Below are 20,456 nucleotides of genomic sequence, written 5' to 3'. Positions count from 1 at the left end.
CTATTGTTTCGGTTTGATGCCTATGCTGTATTTATACTTTGGAATGCCTCCAATGGGGATACTGTAAAATGGCATAAGCTCTCCATATTGGTTTTCCAGAAAGATGACAACATTGTTATCTTTTACGATGGGGGATTTCCGCTTGATCATCTGAATATCCAAAGAACTATTGTGTTCTTCTTTTGATATTGTATGTCGACTTTCCACCCAATCATCGTCGCCCGAGGCGGCTAGAATCTCTCCATTTTTAGCAGGCGAAATGATGCGAATAAAACCGTCATTATCCCAATCGAAATTACTCTGCTTAATGGCTACTACATCTGATGTTATATAGGGATAAATATGTGAAACTTCATTGGCGTCGTTGTATAACCTGAATTTATATTTGAAATAGAATGCAAAGGCTCCTTCTACCGGGCGATTTTCATTTCCTTCCGTGGATAGAAACAATTTGTAGAGATTCCCATCGTCCCCAGAAACGCCTTCAATGATCAGTTTAAATACATAACCTCCGTAGTCTGGAAGTAATTCTCCTTCGGTCGGATTAAACGGACCAAAGGTGTACCAATTGTTATTGTATCTCGTATTAGAGTTAAAGATTTTTGAAGCCAACAGATTGCCACTATTATAATTTCCTTTCAGGTTAGAACGTCGGGCGTCTTCTTCAGAGCAGGCGCCTTTTCCCCCATATACAGAGTAACGCATCACCGTATTCCATTCTCCTTTCAATTCATCAATATCTTCAGATATTTCAGGGTCGAAAACACGAATGAAAACGGGATGTTCGTATGTTTTCGGGATTGAAAAAAAGATGATTTGGCAAAAATCGTCATCTCCCCATGCGGAGTCTCCCTCCCCTCCAAAGGTCACCAAATAAGGAATGTTTTCGTCAATAGCAGGAACCGGTTGGGCCGAGATATAAGAAACATTTATAAATGTGGTTATAATGATCAAAAAATAAGTTGCTGTTGATGGTTTCATGTGCTCAATATTGAGAATTCGTAACTTTTATTTCTCTGTAAAAACAAATTCTTCGGTTATTTTGTATTTGAGTTGAACAGATGATCCTGTATCTGCCTGCCTCACGATAAATATAAGAAACTTTTTCCCCTATTCTGGTGTCTCCGGTTCCAAAATCCCATGTCAGCAATGTGTGGTTAGGCGCTTCATCAAAGCCCTGAAAGATTGCTTCTAATTTAAGCACTGTGCCTGTCTTTATGGTATCTGGAACTTGGAACCATATCTGTTTTTTTGGTTCCAGTTTTAGATTATACGAAGCTACGGAAAAAAGTTCCTTATTTAATAAGGTGTCGATCACATTGAGTTGGATGTGATATTCTCCGGGCCCTGAAAAACAGTGGTCGGTTTCCAACCCTTCTGCTTCATGACCATCCCCGAAATTCCATCGGTAAACATAGGGGAGTGTGTCTGTTTGGAAGGGACCATTTTCGAAGAAGGTAAAGCAAAAATGGTTCTCCTCGATTGGTTGTGGGTCCTTACAAACAATTTCGGGAATGGTAAACGAAAATATATCATCATTTCCGTCTCTGTCTGATGCAAAAAAGCCTTGATTTTCATCGAACCCGGCATAAAACGAAAAATCATTGTAAATGCTGTTTATAGGTGCCGGTAACGGAACCGGTTCACTGTCGCGATGATCTAAATCAATAAAATAAATATCAAGGTTCCCTTCTCCGCCATGTCCGTCAGAAGTAAAATAGAGCTTGCCGGATGGATGAATAAAGGGAAATAATTCTTTTCCGGGAGTGTTAATTCTTTCACCCATGTTTTGGGGAGAACTCCAGCCATCCTTATTTTTTTGCGATACATAAATATCTGTTTCTCCATATCCACCTTCCATGTTGGAAACAAAAAACAATTGCGTTCCATCGGCCGAAAGAGATGGATGACCGGCTGAAGCCCGCGGAGGAATTTGAATTTTCAGTTTTTTAAAGTCTCTCCAGACAGCCCCTTCTTTTTGGGCGCTGTAAAGGGTTAAAGAGTTGGAGCGGTTTTGTCTACGCTTTTTGGTGGGGCGCAATGATCGGTTATGAGTGGCAATGAGACTGGAACCATTGCCGGAGAATGTTATTGGTCCTGCATTAAAACGAGGCTGCCCCGAAGGTGAAAAGAGTTTTATCTTGCCGGTGTTCCCGTTTGAAAATAAGGGCGCATTAAATATGCTGTAAAGAATATTTCGGTTTTGATCAAAATAAGTTACCAACAGGTTGGCTCTGCGGTTAGAGACAAAGAAGAGTACGGAATCCTTAACAATAGGGGCATATTCACTGGTTGCCGGCGTACTAATATTTAATTTTTCAATTTTGATTTCTTGCCCGGAGAGGTTGACTATGGCGATTAACCAAAAAAATATGCAAGTACAAAAAAAATGTCTGCAGTTTGTGGTCGTCATTTTTAAAAGAATTTGGGATTGGGAGTATTTACTGTGTAGCCAAAATCATATTGTAAGGATATTTCATATCCTCCATTGTTGAAGTTACCTATTCCATTTAAAGAATGTTGATAAGAGTAGGCCATTCTTAGTTGAGGAAGAATTTGCCATCCGAGGTGAAAAACTAGTTCATCTAATGTTCGGTAAGTGGCTCCTCCCCAAATCATATTTTTATAGATGAATGAGCCGGACAAGTCTGTCCAGTTGCCCGTTGTTTGATTAATTTTTAATAGGAATGAAGGTTGAAAACTAAGGACCGAAGATAGATCTAACAGATAACCACCCGTGAATAAATAATCCATTCGTCCCGGGTCCAGTTGAGGGCCATCTAACTTTTCAAAATCATGAGTAAAGAATTCCGGCACAGAAATTCCTCCGAAAAAGCGATGGTTATATATGCTCCAGCCAAATCCTGCTTGGGGACCGGATGAAGCCTCTCTGGTACTAAATACTTCGTCTTCGATGTTTTCTAACGTAACTTCATTCCAGTTGATGGAGTAGCTGGTAAAGCCCCCGGATAAACTGAAGGCCATCCAGGTTGATGGATTCACATGTAATCGATAAGTATAGGACAAAGAGACCCCCATATTCCTTTTAATGGCAAATGTTTCATTAAATATTTGCAGCCCTACAGCCATTTCAGGACGCCGCAGTGGCATATGGCCGGTGAAATATTGCGCCTGTGGGGATTGCGGAAGGCCTGCCCATTGCTTTCGGAAAGATCCAAAAACCGAAAGAACTTCCCTGGATCCTGCAAATGCACTATTTATCGCGAAGCGGTTGTGCATATATTGACTTAAGGTCATCGCTTTTTGGCCGGTTAAGGGCAATGTTATGATGAAAAATATGATAATGGCAGGAATTCTCATCGATAGGAGGTTTTGTTAGCTAATTAAGGTGATCAAGTCATGAAACGGGGCTGCCCAATTTTTTGTATTCTCTGTGATTGTTGGAAATGAGTTGTGCTGACATATTGATGATTATTGTCTTTTAATAATAATATAATCCTGAACCGGTTCGATTCCTTTCCCTTTAAAAATAAAATAATAGATGCCGCTATTTAATGGTTTTCCGTCCAAGGCAGTTCCATTCCACCCTTTGTAATCTTCAGGATTTCTTTGAAAATTATTCTTACGATAAACGATCTGGCCGTTTTGGTCAAAAACAATGAATTCATTCTCCTCAATATCTTCTGCGCCTCTCAAAAAGAAATAGTCATTCCGCCCATCTTGATTGGGAGATATGCCCGTGAAATAGGAGATCTTGCTCAGGTAGATGGCTATTTGGTCCGATTCTTCAGGGCAAACGCCGTTGGTGACTTGCCATTCAATAATCACCGGATCATCTGTCACCTGGGTGATCAGGGTGACAGTGTCGTTCGGACTGGCTATGTTGGCACTTCCGGAGGTGACGCTCCATTGCCCATGCCACGCACCTTTTGAAGGAAATTCAAGAGGCGTGGCTGCTTGCAGCGTGGTGTGATAAATCTGATAAAGCGTGTCTTTTTCACCAGTTAAGATTTTTGTGATGGGTGGTTCATCAAATCTGATGATGCGACTATCGCTGGCCGTGCACTTACTATTAGACTCTTCCCAGGTTACGATATGCTCCCCCCATTCATCTGCCTGAAAAATTTTGGTGTTCGCACTGCCGCTGTCGGTGATAACCCCGGATTCAGCAATCCAGTGGCCACTTTGCGCCTTGGGCGATAACGATGACTCCAGAACAATGCTTCTAATTCCACAAATAGCGGTGTCATTGCCGGCATTGGGCGAGGGTAGCAGATCCTTTACTGCTGCTGTGGCTGCAATGTCTTCGGGTAAAGCGAAACAGCCATTTTGATCTCGAACCCACGAAAAAGAAAACGTTGTTTCCCCGTTAACCGTGACTGTTTCGGTGGTGGTTGCTGTCGACGTGTTATTGGTTATGACTGTCGATTCACCATTGGTAATACCGTAATCCCACGGTCCATTTTCGTCTTCAAAAGTTAAATTAAGTACAGCTGTTTGATCATCAGTGCCACAAACCTCTGAATTGGTGGTTATTTTTGCGGAGGGTGAACCACGGAGGATTACCGATACATCATCTGAGGCAGAACATGCTCCGTTTTCCTGATGAAATACAAGGGTGTAATTGCCGGTATTCGGGGCGGTAAATGTGGGATTGGCCTCATTGAGATCGGAAATAGTACCCTGCGATGGTAGCTCCCAATAATAGGTGTTTGATATGGGGTCCGGAATGGCTCCTAAAGTAGCATTCAACCCACAGGAGTCTATATCAGTTCCTGCATTGAGTTTTGGGATGCCCCAGTTGGTGAAGGTGACTATTTCGTCTGACAGGTTCTTCCACGTCCCTCCGTTTGAGCTGTCAAAAACTTCTAAAATTTCAAAGGTTCCTGTCCTATTCGATGTGCCATTGGGAACAGAAAAGGTGAAACTGTATTCTTCCGTGAAAACGCCGTCTACCAGGTCTTCTTCATATATCGGTTTACTATTGAAGAATTCTGTCCCGTTTGGATCTTTTATTTTGAATCCAAAATATGCATCCCCATAAAATCGGATTTTCAACTCAACCGTAATTTTCCCTACAGCACAAACATCTATTTGGTTGATTACAAATTCGGCATTTGGAGATTGAGCTCGGGTATTAAAGAATAATCCCAGAAACAGTATAAAAGGGAGCAACCCTGATATTGGATATTTGATGCTTGTTTTCAACTCTTATGATTGATTGCGAATAACAGAAACGCCCATCCATTTATGAGGATGGGTGAAACACTATTAAATAAAAACTTTTGTTTTGTCGGAATTGTTCAGTGTTCAACATGCTGAAATTAGCAAATAAACGACGAACTTGTTAGAAAAATACATAAAAGTTGCTGGTTTTTACACGATTTATGAGTTTTTTCTGATTATTGTGGTGAAAAAAAGCAACTTTATAAGGTGATTCGGGAGGAATAGCCCCTTGGGGGACATTATTTTACGCTACCATCCCAATGGACTATTCGTATTCTTGGGTTGTTTTCTCAACCGTTCACGACGATAATTTTTGTATTCACTAACAAATGCGTCATGAAAATTTTCACCCGGTGCAGGGGCTGGAGACATTACCAGTTTCCCTTCCGGACTGATAAGGTAATACAATGGAACCGCCTGAACATTATAGTTGTTGATGAGATTTCCTTGCATGGCAAAATATAAAAATTGCCAATCCATGTTGTCTTGATTTTCTTTTAAATAGCTGGCTGCCTTGTCAAAATCTTCGTCTATTATTATGGAGACAATTTCCAGATCTCGGTTAAAAGTATCGTGTATTTTTTTCAGTAGTTTTAGGTCTTTCCGGCAGGCAAAATTGTCAGTGTGCATAAAATTCAGATAAACAAATTTGCCGGTGAAATCGAGTAATGACTTTTCATTGCCTGCAAAATCAGGCAGTCTAAACTCAGGGGCTTTTTCGCCTTCCATTAATATTTTTATCCTGTTATATAGGGCCTGTGCAATTTCGCCAATCGGCTTAAGATGGGTTTGTTCTGTCGATTGATCTAATAATTCAAGTGCCATCCTTTTGGAAATCAATTTTTCATGATAGCTCTCATAGATAATCCATAGCGCAAGGACCTCTGCCAAATCGTGTCGCTGAAAGATCTCTTTGGTTTGGAGAGAATCGACAATGGCGCGGTAGCTTAAGGGCGACTGAAATTTATATTCACTGAAAAAGGGGTGACAAAAACCGCTGAAAACTTCTTCGAAGGAAATCCAGTATGCCGGCATGTTGAATGCAACCGGACGATCAGAAAAGTATTTTTTTATGACATCTCGTTCTTTATGGCGACTCGACAGTAAGGCCAAGCTAGCATAACTAAAATGTTTGTGTGCTTGAAAAAAGGTTGATTCGGATGTGAATTCCGTTTCAAGAGAGTCAATGATATTCTGAGATAGTATTTGGTTTTTTGTGGTAATCAGTTTTATGGCATGTTGACGTAGTTTGTCTCCGAAAGCTTGATCAAAGTCCCGAATGTATGCGTTTAAACTTTTTGAATCTTCGTTTAATATTCCGATAACCACAGGTTCCGGCTGAAAAAAGGGGTTGAGTTGTTGCGCCTGTGAAAGGGGACGGAATGGTGGAAGTTTAATGTGATATTCCTGACCTGGACTCAGATAAATGAAGCCTCTAAACTGGCCGATGTCGGAAAATGCATAAGTCGTCGCTTCCAATGGAAACGAAAAATCGAAGGTGCCGTGGTCGTCTATCTTGATGGTAAATAGTTCTTTTTGCGCCCTGTTTATAAAGTTTTGAAAATGCTTAAAAACAAGTGCATAGTCGCTGTATTCAGGTGCCGAACCATAGATCCGGACAGTTTGTGATTGGCCGCTTAACGTTAAGGTTATTAACCAACTAAAGACAATTGACAGAATTGCTTGTTGATATTTCATAATGGCTTGTTATGTACAAGATATTTTAAGCTTTGATCCCCAAAAACTTCTTCAGCTACCGTTGTCGGCTGACACGGGCTACCTGGATTTTTATTTTATCCGGAATAAATCTTGATGCATCTCCTCCATGCTTCAGGATGTCCCGTACAATGGAAGAGTTAACAGGGGTATGTTCCGGTGAAGTTAGCAGAAAAACAGTGTCGATCCCTGACATGGCTTTGTTGACCTGAGCAATGGCACGCTCATATTCAAAGTCAGCTGCTGTGCGGATCCCCCGCAAAATGAAATTACACCCCAGTTCCTTGGCATAGTCTACCGTCAACCCATCATAAGAGACTACCTCTATACGGGGTTCGTCCTGAAAAACCGACTTTATCCAGTCGATGCGTTGATCGACAGGGAAAAAATCTTTTTTGTTGGCATTGTAGCCTATGGCAATAAAAACTTTATCAAATAGGCTTAATCCTCTGCGAACAATGTTTTCGTGTCCAACGGTAAATGGATCGAACGATCCGGGAAAAATTGCTGTTTTTTGCATGCCTGCCGTTTTTCTATGATCTTACTAATTGGTTAAATGAATAGGATTGGCGGGTAATGGAATTTTTGTATTGTTGGTTTTATGCTCTGCCGGATCAGAGTTTATTATGAATCGCTTTTTTATTAGGTTGTTTTGTTGATGAATCCATAAAAGACCGATACTTAATTAAAGTAATGTTGATCCGGCTGACGTCGTAAAAATCTAAAAAATAAGTCAGATCACCAATTCAAGGCTTCAATATTTTATCTTCCCGTGTTTCTATGGGTATACTTTTTCTTCAGGTAGAACTAATATTCTCCCTCTTTGCTCGGTCGATGAGCCTGTTTGAGGTTGCTTTAATGTTGATTGCCTATTACCAGAATTTTATTTTAGCGGCAGCAAAGGTGGCCATTTTAAGCAGGATAAATCCGTGAGAAAAACGACTTATATTGGTGCTGCCGTAGGTTCTTTCCCGGTATCTTACCGGGAGGTCAATTATTTTTAAGTTTAATTTATAGGCGCCAAATAGTAAATCGAAATCGCCAAAAGGATCAAATTCTCCAAAAAACGGACGATTTTGAGCCAATCGATGATAGTCTGACCGATACATCACCTTTGTTCCGCACAAAGTGTCTTTAACGGGTTGTTCCAGAAGCCAGGAAAATAATAAACTGAAAAAATAATTGCCAATGGTATTCAGCGGACGCATCGCGTTTTTCTCCATGGGATATACCAGCCTTACTCCATTGATGAACTCTCCTTTTCTGCCGGCAATGGCTTTGTAAAATTTTGGTAAATCTTCAGGAGGCACCGTCAGGTCGGCGTCCAGTATCATCAAAATATCTCCCGTAGCCTGTTTAAATCCTTCCCGGACAGCATCTCCTTTCCCTTTGCCGGGCTGGCGAATGGCTTTTATATCGTGCGTGTGTTGATATTTATTTTTTGTTTGGTTGATAACTTCCCAGGTGTCATCGGTTGAGTTTCCCTCCACAAAAATTATTTCTACATGTTTGCCAAACTGGGGAATTCTTTTCACCGCGTTTTCTATGTTTCCCGATTCATTACGGGCAGGGATAATAACAGAAACCGATAATGGGGCGGCAACATGATGGGGTATGGGGGCAGGTCTGGCAAAAATATAATTGTTCAGGCTTAAGTGCCGAATTAAGGGCAGGCGAGACAATATGCGGTTAAATAACCAGGAGATTACCGGAACATAAAAGGGAATCAGCATATTTTTGTTGACCCTGTAGGTTTCAAAGCCGGCAAGATACAGGAGATTTTTCAGATCGGTAGTAGACAGCCAGTTTTGTAGGGGGGAAGGGCGTTTTATGTGCAGCCATTCCGCCATTTTCAAAAACGGCTCCCATAACCGGTTATAATAGGTGACGATGATCCGGCTGCGTGAATGGGTTATGTTTTTTAGTTGGGAAAAAGCCTGTTCTACATCAGGGAGTACCCCTACTAAGTTAGACATTATAATGGTGTCGTATTTTTCCTCAAGAGTTATTGCTTCTGCAGGCATAACTTCAAAGTTAATGTTGGGCCATTTTTGCTTGGCTCGCCGGATCATTTCGGGACTAAAATCAATCCCCGTTTTATCGGTTGCATCAAGTCCTGCTAGTAGTTCTCCGGTAGCACAACCAATTTCCAACACTTTGTGGTCAGGTGGTATAAAATAATTACAATGGCGGGTGATGTGATTCCAGTAATAGGCCTTCTTTCTACGGTAACGAGACCATGTTTTAGCAGCATGATTAAAATAGTTTAAGATATGCTCCATCGCTTTTGTCTTGGTTTTATCGGGACGTGGTTGATGATGTTTTTTTCTTTTGTTGCCAAAGATCGTAATTGATTTCGAACAACCATGCAGGTTCTTCTCGCCCTATTTGTTTGCGAAGTAGGAAGGTGCCGGGATACGCTTCTTCAATATACTTCATGTATCGATGAATGGTGTTGATTACCTGGCCGTTTCTAATTCTTGGATTTTTTCGCAAAGACGCCACGATAATATGAGTAACACCACGTTCATATATTTGAGATATGAGGGTATCCGCATTTTGTGAGTCGAACCTGTAAATGCCATAAAATTTTTTCCCGCCTGCCATAAGGCGCGCCATGTTGGGCTTGCGACAAGCCACATAACTTGTTATCGGCAATTCTTCGGAGGTGTATTCTGCCATCTTAAGATAGTTTTGCCAATCTGGTGTATATCCGTAAAATCGATCGCCCGATAGATTTCGGAAAATAGCTTGAAAATCGGTTTGTTTGACCGTTTGGGTAGTCGATAAAACAACGACTAATGACAGTAGAACGACAGGAAGTATTTGTTTATTTACCGAAGGGCTGTTTCGGGTCAACGTAATCAGGGTTTCTGCCAAGAAGATTAGTATTAGCGGGTAGAAAGGAATGATTAGCCTCTCCTGATCCCACAATGGTTGCAGAGCAATAAACGTAGTCCCCAACGTAAAGACCAAATAGAGGCCAATAAAAAAAAGATATGGATGATGCCGGTAAAAACGATATAATCCTGTGAAAAACCATAGGTATAGGATAATGGTAATAAAAGGCTGCTTGGATAATGATAAGGCCGCTTTAAATCCGGTAAAAATGGCAAAGTGCTTGGATAAATAAATGTTAGAATTTTGAATGAATCGGAGAAGAAAGCCGCCTAGGGATTCTTTCCCTTGGGAGGAGTCGTACGGATGGCGCATCAACAACGATTGAAGCTGGGCATTGTCGCTGCCGGTACTTCCCCAGATAAGTTCTTTTAATCCTATATAGATAGCCAACAGAATGGCAAAATTTAACAATACTAGAAAAGCAGACTTGTTTTGTTTTTTAAGCAATAAAAATAGAACCAAGGCCGGAAGTGCTGCCAGAGCGATTGTACGAGTGAGAAATAGAGCCAGCAGAATGCCTGACAGGGTTAAGGTGGAGCGGTACGAAAGATGGATATCCCCGGATTGTGCTAGCAGCCTGAATAAATAGAGAAAGAAAAGACTCTGAAGTGCCATGAAAAAGGCCTCGGAGTAGGTCTGGCTGCCAAAATATAAAATGTGATAATTGACGATGATGGCCAATAAAACGCCCCAATAGGTGAATTGTGAGATCTTTTTTGAAACCGCCTTACCCAATAAGACGATCGCAAGGGTAAGAAATAACCATGAACCCAGTTTTAAGATGGCCAGATTTGTCCCAAAAATGGCGACCAACCCCGATAATATTAAAGGATATACCGGCCCCTGATAGCTTGGAAACTTGCCATCCTCAAGGAACGACAACGCACGAATGATATAGGTGCTGTCATCGCCCCCTTCACTTATTCTCAAACTAAATGTGAAAAAACTAAAGAAGACATAAGTGAAAATGGCAATACCCGTCAATAGAGACCGGTTGGAGGCGCACCATCGGTCTATTCTTTCGACCCCGGATAATTGTTTGCTTTTTTGCTTGGTTCTTTTTGCCATGACACTCACATTTAATGTGATTGGTTTGTCAAAAATAAAAACTTCTTTTTTATTAAATAGGCGTTGGCTAAGAATCTTTGAAACTATCTGATAGAGGAGTCGGTTTAAGATGCCCCTGGCTCTGTGCCCTATGCTCCCTCGTTCCCTTGCCTCTCAATTACCGGAAGATGGCCGTGACATCCGGTATGTGCAGGACCTTTTGGAACACCGGAACATTAAAACAACAGAACGATACACTCATATTTTTAGCGATGGGCTGTCAACTGTAACTGTCGCCTTCCCTTTTTTAGGACAATGCTAAAGTTGCATATTTCATTATTTTTCGAAACCTATTTCTAAACGTTTTTCAGGGCGTGTTCCGAACCTGTCAAGGGTATATAAACGGCTTCGTGCCTCAGCCGCCCTTGACAGAACCAACTTGCGCACTGAATATGCATTTAGAATTTTGGTTTCAGAAAAAGAAAAATGTCTATTTTAGAGCTGTCCTATAAAGGGTTAGTTTACAAAATTAGTTACTTAAACACGCCACTAATCATGCACAAAACCGTTATATCCCCTTTGCCAAATGACAATTACAGATAAAGAAAAACAAATTGATTACAAAAAACGAATCAACCGAGTTTTTGAGTTTATTGACCAAAACCTGGAATCGGATTTATCTTTGAACACTGTTTCGGAAATTGCTTTTTTCTCACCCTTTCATTTTCATCGGGTATTCAAATTTGTTACAGGAGAAACTCTAAACAAATACGTAACAAGACGGAGAATTGAAAAATCAGCATCTGATTTATTACATAAAAACATCACAACAACAGAAATAGCACACAAATACGGATTTAGCGATAATTCTTCCTTTTCAAGAGCTTTCAAAAAGTATTTTGAAGTAAGCCCAACTGAATTTAAAAAGCAAAACCATGATTTGGGAAGCTTACAAAACTTATTAAACCTTTTGGAGATTTATAAATCAAAAGTTGTATAAGTCAAATTAGAGATATAAGCTTAAAAAAATATAAATGATAACCAGAACATTACTCTTACTTTTGGTAATAATGACAGTTAGTTGTTCTAAAGAAAATAGTATTTCTCCAAATGAGGAAGCATCTACTTTACTCCCTCCAATGCAAAAAGGAATAATTTCTACTGGAACTAAAGGTATTCCTATACCCCAGGAAGTGATAGATAATCAATTTGTTGATGGATATATGATATTGGATGATTGGAGTAATGTCGAAATTAAGGAAAATACTTATGATTGGAGTTTTATAGATTCCGAAGTGAATAGAGCATCTTCTGGAAACAAAAAAGTTAGAATAGCAATTCATACAGGTGGAGAAGGCATACCAAGTTGGGTCATGCAGAACTATCCATCAATAAAAGAAATATTTGTATATGACAAACAAACCTTGCAAAAAAGATATCATCCAGCGTACTGGGACGAAACATTTATTAGAATAAAATCAAATTTTTATAAAGCACTTGCAGATAGGTATAAAAATAATGAAACGGTTTTTGCAATTTCAATTTCAATGGTAGATCCAAATACGGGTGACTGGGATTTTAGAATTAATGACGATTTGCAAAAACAATCATTTTTAGATGCTGGCTTTACTGAAGAGGTGTTTGTAAATGCTTATAAAACGCTGATTGATAATGCTATGGAAAATATTAAAAATAAGTATTTAATTACTGCCGTAGGACCCATTTCATCTGCACTTGTAAGTAATGAATATTCAGCTCTGTATGAAGTTCTTAATTATTCATTTAATACCTATGGTGATCAATTAATAATCGCCAAAGGTTCTTTAAATGCGAATACTCCAAATCCCAATTTAACATCTGATTTAATCACCTGGCAAATAATGTGGGATTTTAAACCTCATTGTGCTGGCCAATTTGTTTGGTCAGTAACAAATGACCCTGATTTTAAAATGAACGGGAGAAAACCGTATTCAAACAAAGATTCAATTTTCGCTGCTGCATTTGATATAGGAATTATATATGGATTAAACTGGATTGAACCATGGAAAGCTGATATTTTAAACCCTGACTTACAAGATGAATTAGAAAATGCCCGCAATATATTAATTCAATAACGCTATTAGCAGAATAAAATAACTACCGGTGCAAAAAATATAAGTAATACCAGTTTTTGTGCTTATTCCAAAACTAGCTGCTTATTATTGAGTTTAGTTGTAAATTTAAAAGTTAGCAATAGAGAATCCGATACTACTCATATTCAGGAATTGATAAAAAAGGAATTATCGTCCAATATCGTAAATGCTGTTAACCAATCTATAGAGGCAATTAACTCATTCTCCGGTTCGAAAAAGGATTTATTGAAACAAATGGAAAAAGAGCAATCCAAAATACTGGAATTGATCGGTGAAGAGCTAAAACTAGCACCCAAATACTATTATCCCAAAATGGGTATGGTTATTGGAATGGGTCGCTTTGCTGTATTTTCAGGACCAGTGTTTGGAATAAGTTGAAGAATGGGAATGACAGTAGTACTGGGAATGCTTATTGGTTTTGTTATTGGTGCCCTATTAGATAAAAAGGCCAAAGAAAATGGAAAACAGATGGACCTGGAAATTAATACCAAGCTCAACACACACTCTCATAAATAATTGCAGAGTCTGTGGTCACTCAAGGGCTTTTATCTCGAAAAAATGCGATAAAACCTGAAAGTCAATCATTCCGAAACCGGCAACTATTCATAACATAAAACCATAGCATCCCTTTCATGATTAAATACTAATAAGTACCATTAAGACCAGATATATAATCCGATATGAGGAAGTTTAACACAGTAAAAGCTTTCTAATTTATTTTGGGGGAGATGGAGATAAGTTGGGGGAGGGGTGTATTTATAAATTGGATGTCCTGCTGAGTGACGAGCTGCAAAAAAGCAATATTTGGAAACGGAATCCTAATGTTAAGCTTTATTTTGCGAAAAAATGAAGAATGACCAATAAGTACTATATAGAACGAATTAATAAAGTTATTGATTACATTGAAATCAATTTGGATTCAAAGCTTTTACTGGCCGAGCTTGCAGAGGTTGCAATGTTTTCAAAATATCATTTTCACAGGATTTTTAAGACAGTAACCGGTGAAAACCTCAATGAGTTTATAAAAAGAATACGGATGATCAAAGCATACCGTTTTCTGCAAGTAGACAAAACCATTGAAATCAAAGACCTTGCAATTAAAGTAGGATATAATTCTACAGCAAATTTTTCCAGAGATTTCAAAGAATATCATGGCATCTCTCCATCACAGGCACGGCAATCAGATAAAGTTTTGGAAGAAAGGGTGATAAATATCAAAAACACAGAATTGGACATTACTTTCAAAGGTATAGTGAACTTACCAGAGAGATATGTTTTATTTAAAAAAATAACATCGGGATATGATAATGAGTTGATTCCCCAAACTGCTAATGAACTATATAAGCTTGCAATTGATTATCATTTTAAAATAGAGCAGTTTATAGGCGTTGGATATGATGACCCTGATTACACCCCGGCCGACAAATGCAGATATGATATTTGTATTGCTGTAAATCCCAAAGACTTACCTGAAAGAATTCCATGCGATTCCAAAATAATATATGGTGGGAAGTTTGCCGTTTTTAATTATCAGGGACATAAAAACAATATTGCAAATGCATGGGATTATATGTTTAAAGAGTGGTTGTTAAACTCACAGTATTTGCCCGATGACCGACCCCATCTTGAAATGTATCTGTATTCAGAAAAATATGAACTGGGATATTTCAATGTCAATCTTTGTCTGCCTATTAAACTAATAAATTAATAAATATGAAAATTGCATTAATTATTATCGGAGTTACTTTGGCTTTAATGGCGATTGTTTTCATTTATTACGGTGGTTTAACAAAAGTAAATTGTCGGATTGACACTCAGGGTGGAGAAACTTTGGTTTTCAAAGATATGACCGGAGATTATGCCAAGAGTGGAAAACTGGCAGACGAAATCTATTATGCCTTACTGAATGATTACGGAATTGAAACCTTCAAAGGATTTGGTATATATTACGACAACCCCAAAGAGGTTGAAAAAAACAAATTGCGATCAGAGATTGGCTGTATCGTGGAACAAAAAGATATTTCAAAACTATCTCAATTAAAGGGGGAATTTAAAACAAAAACATACCCTAGAAAATCGTATATAGTCGCCGAATTCCCGTTCAAAGGGAAATTATCTGTTATTTTGGGAATCATGAAAGTATATCCCTCAATTGAAAAGTTTGTTAAAGACAAAGGGTACAATAATGTCGGTGCGGTAATGGAAATCTACGATGTGCCAAATAAAAAGATTATTTATCGTAAAGAAATTAAGGAGAAATAAAGCACCAACGCCCGGCACTTTATGTTTGCAAAATTGCCGGGGTAATCATAAATTCAACGATTGTAGCCCGCTTCAGTTTTTCAACTGTTCGATAAGTTTGAGGTGTGAAATCACCTGCTTTGCATATAATAACCATTTGCAGCAATCAGAAAAAAACAAGAGACCTGTAACATTATAAAAATTAATCGACTTTTAATAAAAAGAAATCGTAAAGGATGGATAAGGAAAAAAAAATAGTTTTAGGTGCCGCTTTTGGTGCTGCAATCGGAAGTGCGATAGGTGTTTTGACAGACAATGTAGCTCTGTGTATTAGTCTTGGAGTAGCTTTTGGCGTTTTGATTGGAATAGTTTTAACCAAAAAACAGGGGAAAAATAATAACGACAAAAACTGATTGCGTAAAAAGCGTTAGGAATATTTGTTGAATTCCGCGGTGATTAAATAACTAAAAATAAGGAAATTGCTTGAATCACAAAGCATCATCTTTAATATTGGAACAAGTCTGGCAAACAAGGACGAAGACCGTCGAAAAAGACTTTGACAATTGATGGTTCTAAACAGTTGGAAGTTTCCAATGAAGAGGTTGTAAACGATATTTACGCCATTTCTGAAGATCCTGATGCAGATTATGGCTGTGGCAATGCCCTATGCTTTAATGATCGTTGGCTGCCAAATCCATCCTAAAAAGGTTTAGCGGTTAATGAAAGAGATTAAGCTACTTAAGGAAGAATATATTCGGCAACCACGGGCGTTTGTATAATATCGCCGGGTAATACCTCAGGGGCCATGGCAGGTATTGGAAATGGATATAAAGCTTGTCCGAAGTGAGGAATTCAATATTACTAAATTTAAAGTGCGCTTTGTGAAACATTATTGTTAGCATGGCATCTTTCCGATGCGGCCATTTAAACCGTATTCTATATGAGTTTCAGGCACACAAATCTTCTCAACGATCGACGCATCGCACCCGTTGATGTGCATCGCATGATTAGGAATGGTGACATCAACGAAAAAACAGCGGCTGGCGTCGGCTGGTGCCAACAGTTCAATCAATCTGCAATTAATTGATTAACGGTGTTGATTCTGATGAAGCTACGAAACGTCATACCGCTGTTTGTCGCCGGAAAAACAGGTCCGCCTCCTTAACCCCGGCAAAAAAGTCCGTTACGATAATTTAGGACAAACAAGTCTGCATAAAGGTCTTAAGGTTAATCATAAACCCCTTAAGGTCGATCATAAGCCTCTTAAGGTTAATCATAAACCCCTTAAGGTCGATCATAAACCCCTTAGGGTCGATCATAAACCTCTTAAGGTTAATCATAAACCCCTTAAGGTCGATCATAAGCCTCTTAAGGTTAATCATAAACCCCTTAAGGTCGATCATAAACCTCTTGAGGTCGATCATAAACCTCTCAAGGTTGATCATAAACCTCTTGAGGTCGATCATAAACCTCTCAAGGTTGATCATAAACCCCTTAAGGTTAATCACAAGCCCCTTAAGACCGATCATAAGAGTATTCACGAAATTGTGTCTCTTTTATATATTGAGAAAGATATAATGCATATACACTCTTGAAGGCCGTTTTATTTGGTGTTAAGTCTCTTTATTTGTAACCAAATTAAAATTATCTGCCATGAATACCATTCAAACCAATCATCTCAATATGTTCGAGGCAGTCAATGGCTACCTTGACCAAAATGCGGCGAAATGGCAGAGCATTTCTCGCCTGGCTGCCGCAAAGGCCGAGCTGAGCCAATTAATTACGACCATCAGGGCTGCTTCTGAAGCACAGGCCAGCGCTCAGGTCTCCTACGGCAAGACTAAGTTGGCCCTAAAAAAAGACATTGCCGCTAAAGCCGACATCCTAAACGATGTGATTGAAGCATATGCCCTCATCGAAGGGGATGACGAACTGGCACGCCAAATGAGCGACACCCAGACGGATCTCTTCCGGTTGCCCTACAATGATTTTTACATCAAAGTAGAAGCCATCATCAACAAAGCATTAGAACTGCAGGAAGTATTGGTGAGTGACTTCGGACTGTCGGCCCAACAAATCACCGACGTCCAAAACGACCTCAACCAGCTGCTCCAAATCGATGGTCTGCCCCGTGCATTCCAAATTAAATCGAGCGTGGCTACCAACCAAATCGATCTGCTCTTATCGGACGCCAACAAACTGCTGAAAAACCGGATAGACAAGCTGATGTCCATTTTTAAACACAGCGACCCCAACTTTTATCATGGCTACCAAAAAGCCAGAATGATTGTGGATTAATTGCTGCATGGGCCTTCAAGAGTGTTTTTATAACAGAGGTCAGAAGCCGGAAGCCAGAGGCTGGAAGTCAGAAGCCGGAAGGTTAGACTAGCGCTCAGGATAGCATAGTGCATGAAGCATCTGATATCTTAAATCTAACTATCTTATATCTAATCTTTGCGTTTCTGCGTTTGATGGCAAATGGCACAGGAGCAAGGGGCATAGCGAATGCGATGTCTTAAATCTTACATCTAACAATCTAATGGGTTGGGTGGCTAAAACGGTTCAAAATGTGCCACCGATTTCGGAGTACTTGTGCCAGACATTTCGGTTTAAAATGTGCCAGACATAGCGCATAAGCAAAAAAAGCTTTCGGTTCGACTTGTGCCAGGATTTTCGGTTCGACTTGTGCCAGTTTGAGAGATCAGGAAAAAACCGCTATATCGCCCCCAAAAAGCGATATGGCCAATAAACTTGATCTTATGGATTTAAAACAGATATTGACATTACATTTAGATGGTATAAGCAACCGAAAAATAGGAGAAATATTGGGTATTCACAGGAATACCATCAACAATTACGTTCATCTATTTAATTCCAGTAAATACAGCAAAGAAGAACTTGTTTCATTAGATAATAGTGAATTACTCAAGCTTTTTCCAATCCATACCACCATCAAAAATGCCCGTTATGATGAGCTAATGCGCTATTTTGAGAAGATGAACGCGCAACGTGACCATCCGGGCTTTACATTTTTATACCACTACAGAGAATACCGGCAGGCATCAAAAAATCCATACAGTTACACTCAGTTCATGGAACATTACCACCGGAAGCACCCCAAGGTAAAAGGTTCTATGAAGCTGGAGCACAAGGCCGGGAATGAGGTTTATATTGACTTTACAGGCAAGAAACTACACATCACAAACCGGGAAACAGGGGAAATCATTCCTGTAGAAGTATTCGTTGCGATATTGCCCAAAAGTCAATACACCTATGCAGAAGCCTGTTTGAGTCAAAAACGGGAAGATTTAATAAGTTGTATGTCCAATGCTTTGTCTTATTATGGAGGCGTACCGAAAGCCATCGTATCAGACAATTTAAAATCGGCGGTAACAAGAGCCAGTAAATACGAACCACAAATAAATCGCGCCTTTAAGGATTTTGCTCATCATTACAACTGCGTAATTAATCCCACACGTAGTTATTCACCTCAAGACAAAGCATTAGTAGAGAATGCTGTAAATCTCGTTTATCAGCGCATATTCTACCCCTTACGCCAAATGAGATTCTTCTCTGTGGAAGCTCTCAATAGAGAAATAAAAAGGCTTTTAACCCCCTATAATGATCTTTTGCTGCAACACCGACAAGCCAGTCGCAGAGAGTTGTTTCAGTCTATAGAGCGGGAATATCTTAAACCTCTTCCTGAGACCCTTTATGAGTTAAAAGACTATCGACGGGCAAAAGTGCAAAAGATCGGGTATGTTTATTTCTCTCCTGACAAGCACTATTACAGCGTTCCTTATCGCTTTATTGGAAAACAGACACAGATCCAATACACAAAATCAACCGTTGAGATTTTTTACAATCATGAGCGTATAGCTTCTCATAAACGAAATCCCTCACCCGGCATTTATACCACCAATGAGAACCACCTATGTAGCACTCATAAAGCTTATAGTCAATGGAGTCCTGATTATTTTAAGAAGAAGGCCATCAGGCACGGTGAGCATGTATTAACTCTTATTGAGGCGCTTCTAAATAAAAATGATTATCCGGAAACGGCCTACAAACGAGCAATGGGCATCATCCAGCTATATCGCGATTACGGTTCTGAACGATTAAATACTGCCTGTCAAATAGCCCTCAACGTGGGAACATACTCTTACAAAAGAATAAAGAATATACTCAAGAATAATCAGGATAAAAACTTTGACACTCTTGAGGATCACAGGCAAACACATATCCCTATTCATCGCAATATACGGGGCGCTTCAGCCTATAAATAAAAATACAAACAAGTAAAAAAAATGTCATGAACAACAATCAAACAATCGAAAAACTCAGAAAAATGCGGATTAATGCAATGGCCGATTTGCACCTGCAGCAAATGAAAAACAATCAGTTGACAGATGTCACCCCCGATGAATATCTGGCATTGCTTACCGATCATGAATGGGAAGACAGACAAAACAAGAAAATACAGCGATTACTTAAGCAAGCCGGTTTTCGCCAAACAGCATCCATCGGTGATGTAAATTATCAGGCTGACAGAAAACTGGATAAAAACATGTTTCAAAGACTTTGTTCTCTTGATTTTATTAAAAGAAACGAAAACCTGATTTTCACAGGACCCTCCGGCGTTGGTAAAAGCTATCTGGCCCAGGCTATAGGGCACCATGCCTGTATGATGGAATATAGAGTGTATTATGCTATTACTTCACGATTATTTAAGCGCTTTAAACTCTCTAAAGTGGATGGCACTTACATGAAAGAACTTAACAAACTATCAAAAGTGGATCTTTTAATCCTTGATGACTTCGGATTGCAATCCCTTGATAAACACGATCGTGAAACGCTAATGGATGTTATAGATGACCGATATAGTCATAAATCTACAATTGTCTCGTCACAAATCCCCGTGTCTGTATGGTATGATATTATTGGTGAAGGAACAATCGCCGACGCAATACTCGACCGACTGGTAAATTCTTCCCATCGAATCGATCTAAACGGACCCTCTTTAAGAAGAGATATTTTGAAAACTGAATAAACTTTTTTTTGTACTATTGCACCTTCTCTCACACTGGCACATTTTGACCGAAATCACTGGCACATTTTGACCGAAATCACTGGCACAATCAGACCGAAATAACCACTTGTGGCCGGCTTAACGATTCTTTTTCGCGAGCCGGCAATCTTCGTTTTCGCTTTCGTCTTAGATTTAAATTCATT

The 20,456-nt window shown here is 39.4% G+C and carries 20 protein-coding genes; 11 read left to right on the top strand and 9 right to left on the bottom strand.

Annotated features, from left to right (window positions below):
- The 8 genes from ACT29H_RS06115 to ACT29H_RS06080 all read right to left on the bottom strand — a co-directional run bounded on the left by ACT29H_RS06115 (nt 1) and on the right by ACT29H_RS06080 (nt 10,872).
- Nucleotides 1-981 carry a hypothetical protein gene (locus ACT29H_RS06115; RefSeq protein ID WP_444820725.1) on the bottom strand — a complete coding sequence of 327 codons (981 nt, stop codon included), beginning with the start codon at nt 979-981 and terminating at the stop codon, nt 1-3.
- 4 nt (nt 982-985) lie between these two features.
- Complete coding sequence (locus tag ACT29H_RS06110) at nt 986-2,413, bottom strand: PKD domain-containing protein (RefSeq protein ID WP_444820724.1); 1,428 nt, start codon at nt 2,411-2,413, stop codon at nt 986-988.
- A 2-nt stretch (nt 2,414-2,415) separates the two neighbouring features.
- Entirely contained in the window at nt 2,416-3,321 is a 906-nt protein-coding gene (locus ACT29H_RS06105; protein ID WP_444820723.1) for a PorP/SprF family type IX secretion system membrane protein, read from the bottom strand.
- A 111-nt stretch (nt 3,322-3,432) separates the two neighbouring features.
- On the bottom strand, nt 3,433-5,169 hold the full coding sequence (locus ACT29H_RS06100) for a T9SS type B sorting domain-containing protein (RefSeq protein WP_444820722.1): 1,737 nt from the start codon (nt 5,167-5,169) through the stop codon (nt 3,433-3,435).
- A 267-nt stretch (nt 5,170-5,436) separates the two neighbouring features.
- Entirely contained in the window at nt 5,437-6,885 is a 1,449-nt protein-coding gene (locus tag ACT29H_RS06095) for a TlpA family protein disulfide reductase (protein ID WP_444820721.1), read from the bottom strand.
- A gap of 55 nt (nt 6,886-6,940) precedes the next feature.
- Complete coding sequence (gene coaD / locus ACT29H_RS06090; RefSeq protein ID WP_444820720.1) at nt 6,941-7,423, bottom strand: pantetheine-phosphate adenylyltransferase; 483 nt, start codon at nt 7,421-7,423, stop codon at nt 6,941-6,943.
- Between the two features lie 352 nt (nt 7,424-7,775).
- On the bottom strand, nt 7,776-9,185 hold the full coding sequence (locus ACT29H_RS06085; protein ID WP_444820719.1) for a glycosyltransferase: 1,410 nt from the start codon (nt 9,183-9,185) through the stop codon (nt 7,776-7,778).
- Between the two features lie 16 nt (nt 9,186-9,201).
- Nucleotides 9,202-10,872 carry a hypothetical protein gene (locus ACT29H_RS06080; RefSeq protein WP_444820718.1) on the bottom strand — a complete coding sequence of 557 codons (1,671 nt, stop codon included), beginning with the start codon at nt 10,870-10,872 and terminating at the stop codon, nt 9,202-9,204.
- A gap of 109 nt (nt 10,873-10,981) precedes the next feature.
- Here ACT29H_RS06080 and ACT29H_RS06075 point away from each other — a divergent pair, with 109 nt between their 5' ends.
- From ACT29H_RS06075 to ACT29H_RS06040, 8 genes are all read left to right on the top strand, one after another.
- Nucleotides 10,982-11,173 (top strand): tyrosine-type recombinase/integrase, encoded by a 192-nt coding sequence (locus ACT29H_RS06075; RefSeq protein ID WP_444820717.1) that lies wholly within the window; start codon nt 10,982-10,984, stop codon nt 11,171-11,173.
- Nucleotides 11,174-11,437: 264 nt separating this feature from the next.
- Nucleotides 11,438-11,851 (top strand): helix-turn-helix transcriptional regulator, encoded by a 414-nt coding sequence (locus tag ACT29H_RS06070; protein ID WP_444820716.1) that lies wholly within the window; start codon nt 11,438-11,440, stop codon nt 11,849-11,851.
- 34 nt (nt 11,852-11,885) lie between these two features.
- Nucleotides 11,886-12,965 (top strand): beta-galactosidase, encoded by a 1,080-nt coding sequence (locus ACT29H_RS06065; RefSeq protein ID WP_444820715.1) that lies wholly within the window; start codon nt 11,886-11,888, stop codon nt 12,963-12,965.
- Between the two features lie 87 nt (nt 12,966-13,052).
- Entirely contained in the window at nt 13,053-13,361 is a 309-nt protein-coding gene (locus ACT29H_RS06060) for a hypothetical protein (RefSeq protein WP_444820714.1), read from the top strand.
- A 9-nt stretch (nt 13,362-13,370) separates the two neighbouring features.
- Nucleotides 13,371-13,499: a hypothetical protein gene (locus tag ACT29H_RS06055; protein ID WP_444820713.1), complete on the top strand. Its 129-nt coding sequence runs from the start codon at nt 13,371-13,373 to the stop codon at nt 13,497-13,499.
- Between the two features lie 337 nt (nt 13,500-13,836).
- Complete coding sequence (locus ACT29H_RS06050) at nt 13,837-14,691, top strand: AraC family transcriptional regulator (RefSeq protein WP_444820712.1); 855 nt, start codon at nt 13,837-13,839, stop codon at nt 14,689-14,691.
- Nucleotides 14,692-14,696: 5 nt separating this feature from the next.
- The gene (locus ACT29H_RS06045; RefSeq protein ID WP_444820711.1) at nt 14,697-15,245 is read left to right on the top strand and encodes a GyrI-like domain-containing protein; all 549 of its coding nucleotides are present in this window, start codon (nt 14,697-14,699) and stop codon (nt 15,243-15,245) included.
- Between the two features lie 215 nt (nt 15,246-15,460).
- Complete coding sequence (locus ACT29H_RS06040; protein WP_444820710.1) at nt 15,461-15,637, top strand: hypothetical protein; 177 nt, start codon at nt 15,461-15,463, stop codon at nt 15,635-15,637.
- Between the two features lie 780 nt (nt 15,638-16,417).
- Here ACT29H_RS06040 and ACT29H_RS06035 read toward each other — a convergent pair.
- Nucleotides 16,418-16,765 carry a hypothetical protein gene (locus ACT29H_RS06035; RefSeq protein ID WP_444820709.1) on the bottom strand — a complete coding sequence of 116 codons (348 nt, stop codon included), beginning with the start codon at nt 16,763-16,765 and terminating at the stop codon, nt 16,418-16,420.
- 112 nt (nt 16,766-16,877) lie between these two features.
- On the opposite strand from ACT29H_RS06035, the gene ACT29H_RS06030 reads away from it, so the two are divergent.
- From ACT29H_RS06030 to istB, 3 genes are all read left to right on the top strand, one after another.
- Complete coding sequence (locus ACT29H_RS06030; RefSeq protein WP_444820708.1) at nt 16,878-17,522, top strand: hypothetical protein; 645 nt, start codon at nt 16,878-16,880, stop codon at nt 17,520-17,522.
- Nucleotides 17,523-17,962: 440 nt separating this feature from the next.
- A complete protein-coding gene (gene istA, locus ACT29H_RS06025; RefSeq protein ID WP_444820707.1) occupies nt 17,963-19,510 on the top strand; it encodes an IS21 family transposase in 1,548 nt (515 codons plus the stop codon).
- 26 nt (nt 19,511-19,536) lie between these two features.
- On the top strand, nt 19,537-20,274 hold the full coding sequence (gene istB, locus ACT29H_RS06020) for an IS21-like element helper ATPase IstB (RefSeq protein WP_444820706.1): 738 nt from the start codon (nt 19,537-19,539) through the stop codon (nt 20,272-20,274).
- The last annotated feature ends 182 nt before the right edge of the window (nt 20,275-20,456 follow it).

The sequence above is a fragment of the Thermophagus sp. OGC60D27 genome, from assembly GCF_052400625.1.
GTDB lineage: Bacteria > Bacteroidota > Bacteroidia > Bacteroidales > Marinilabiliaceae > Thermophagus.
The sequence above is the reverse complement of the archived record's forward strand: the minus strand, read 5'-3'. Positions and strand labels throughout refer to the sequence as shown.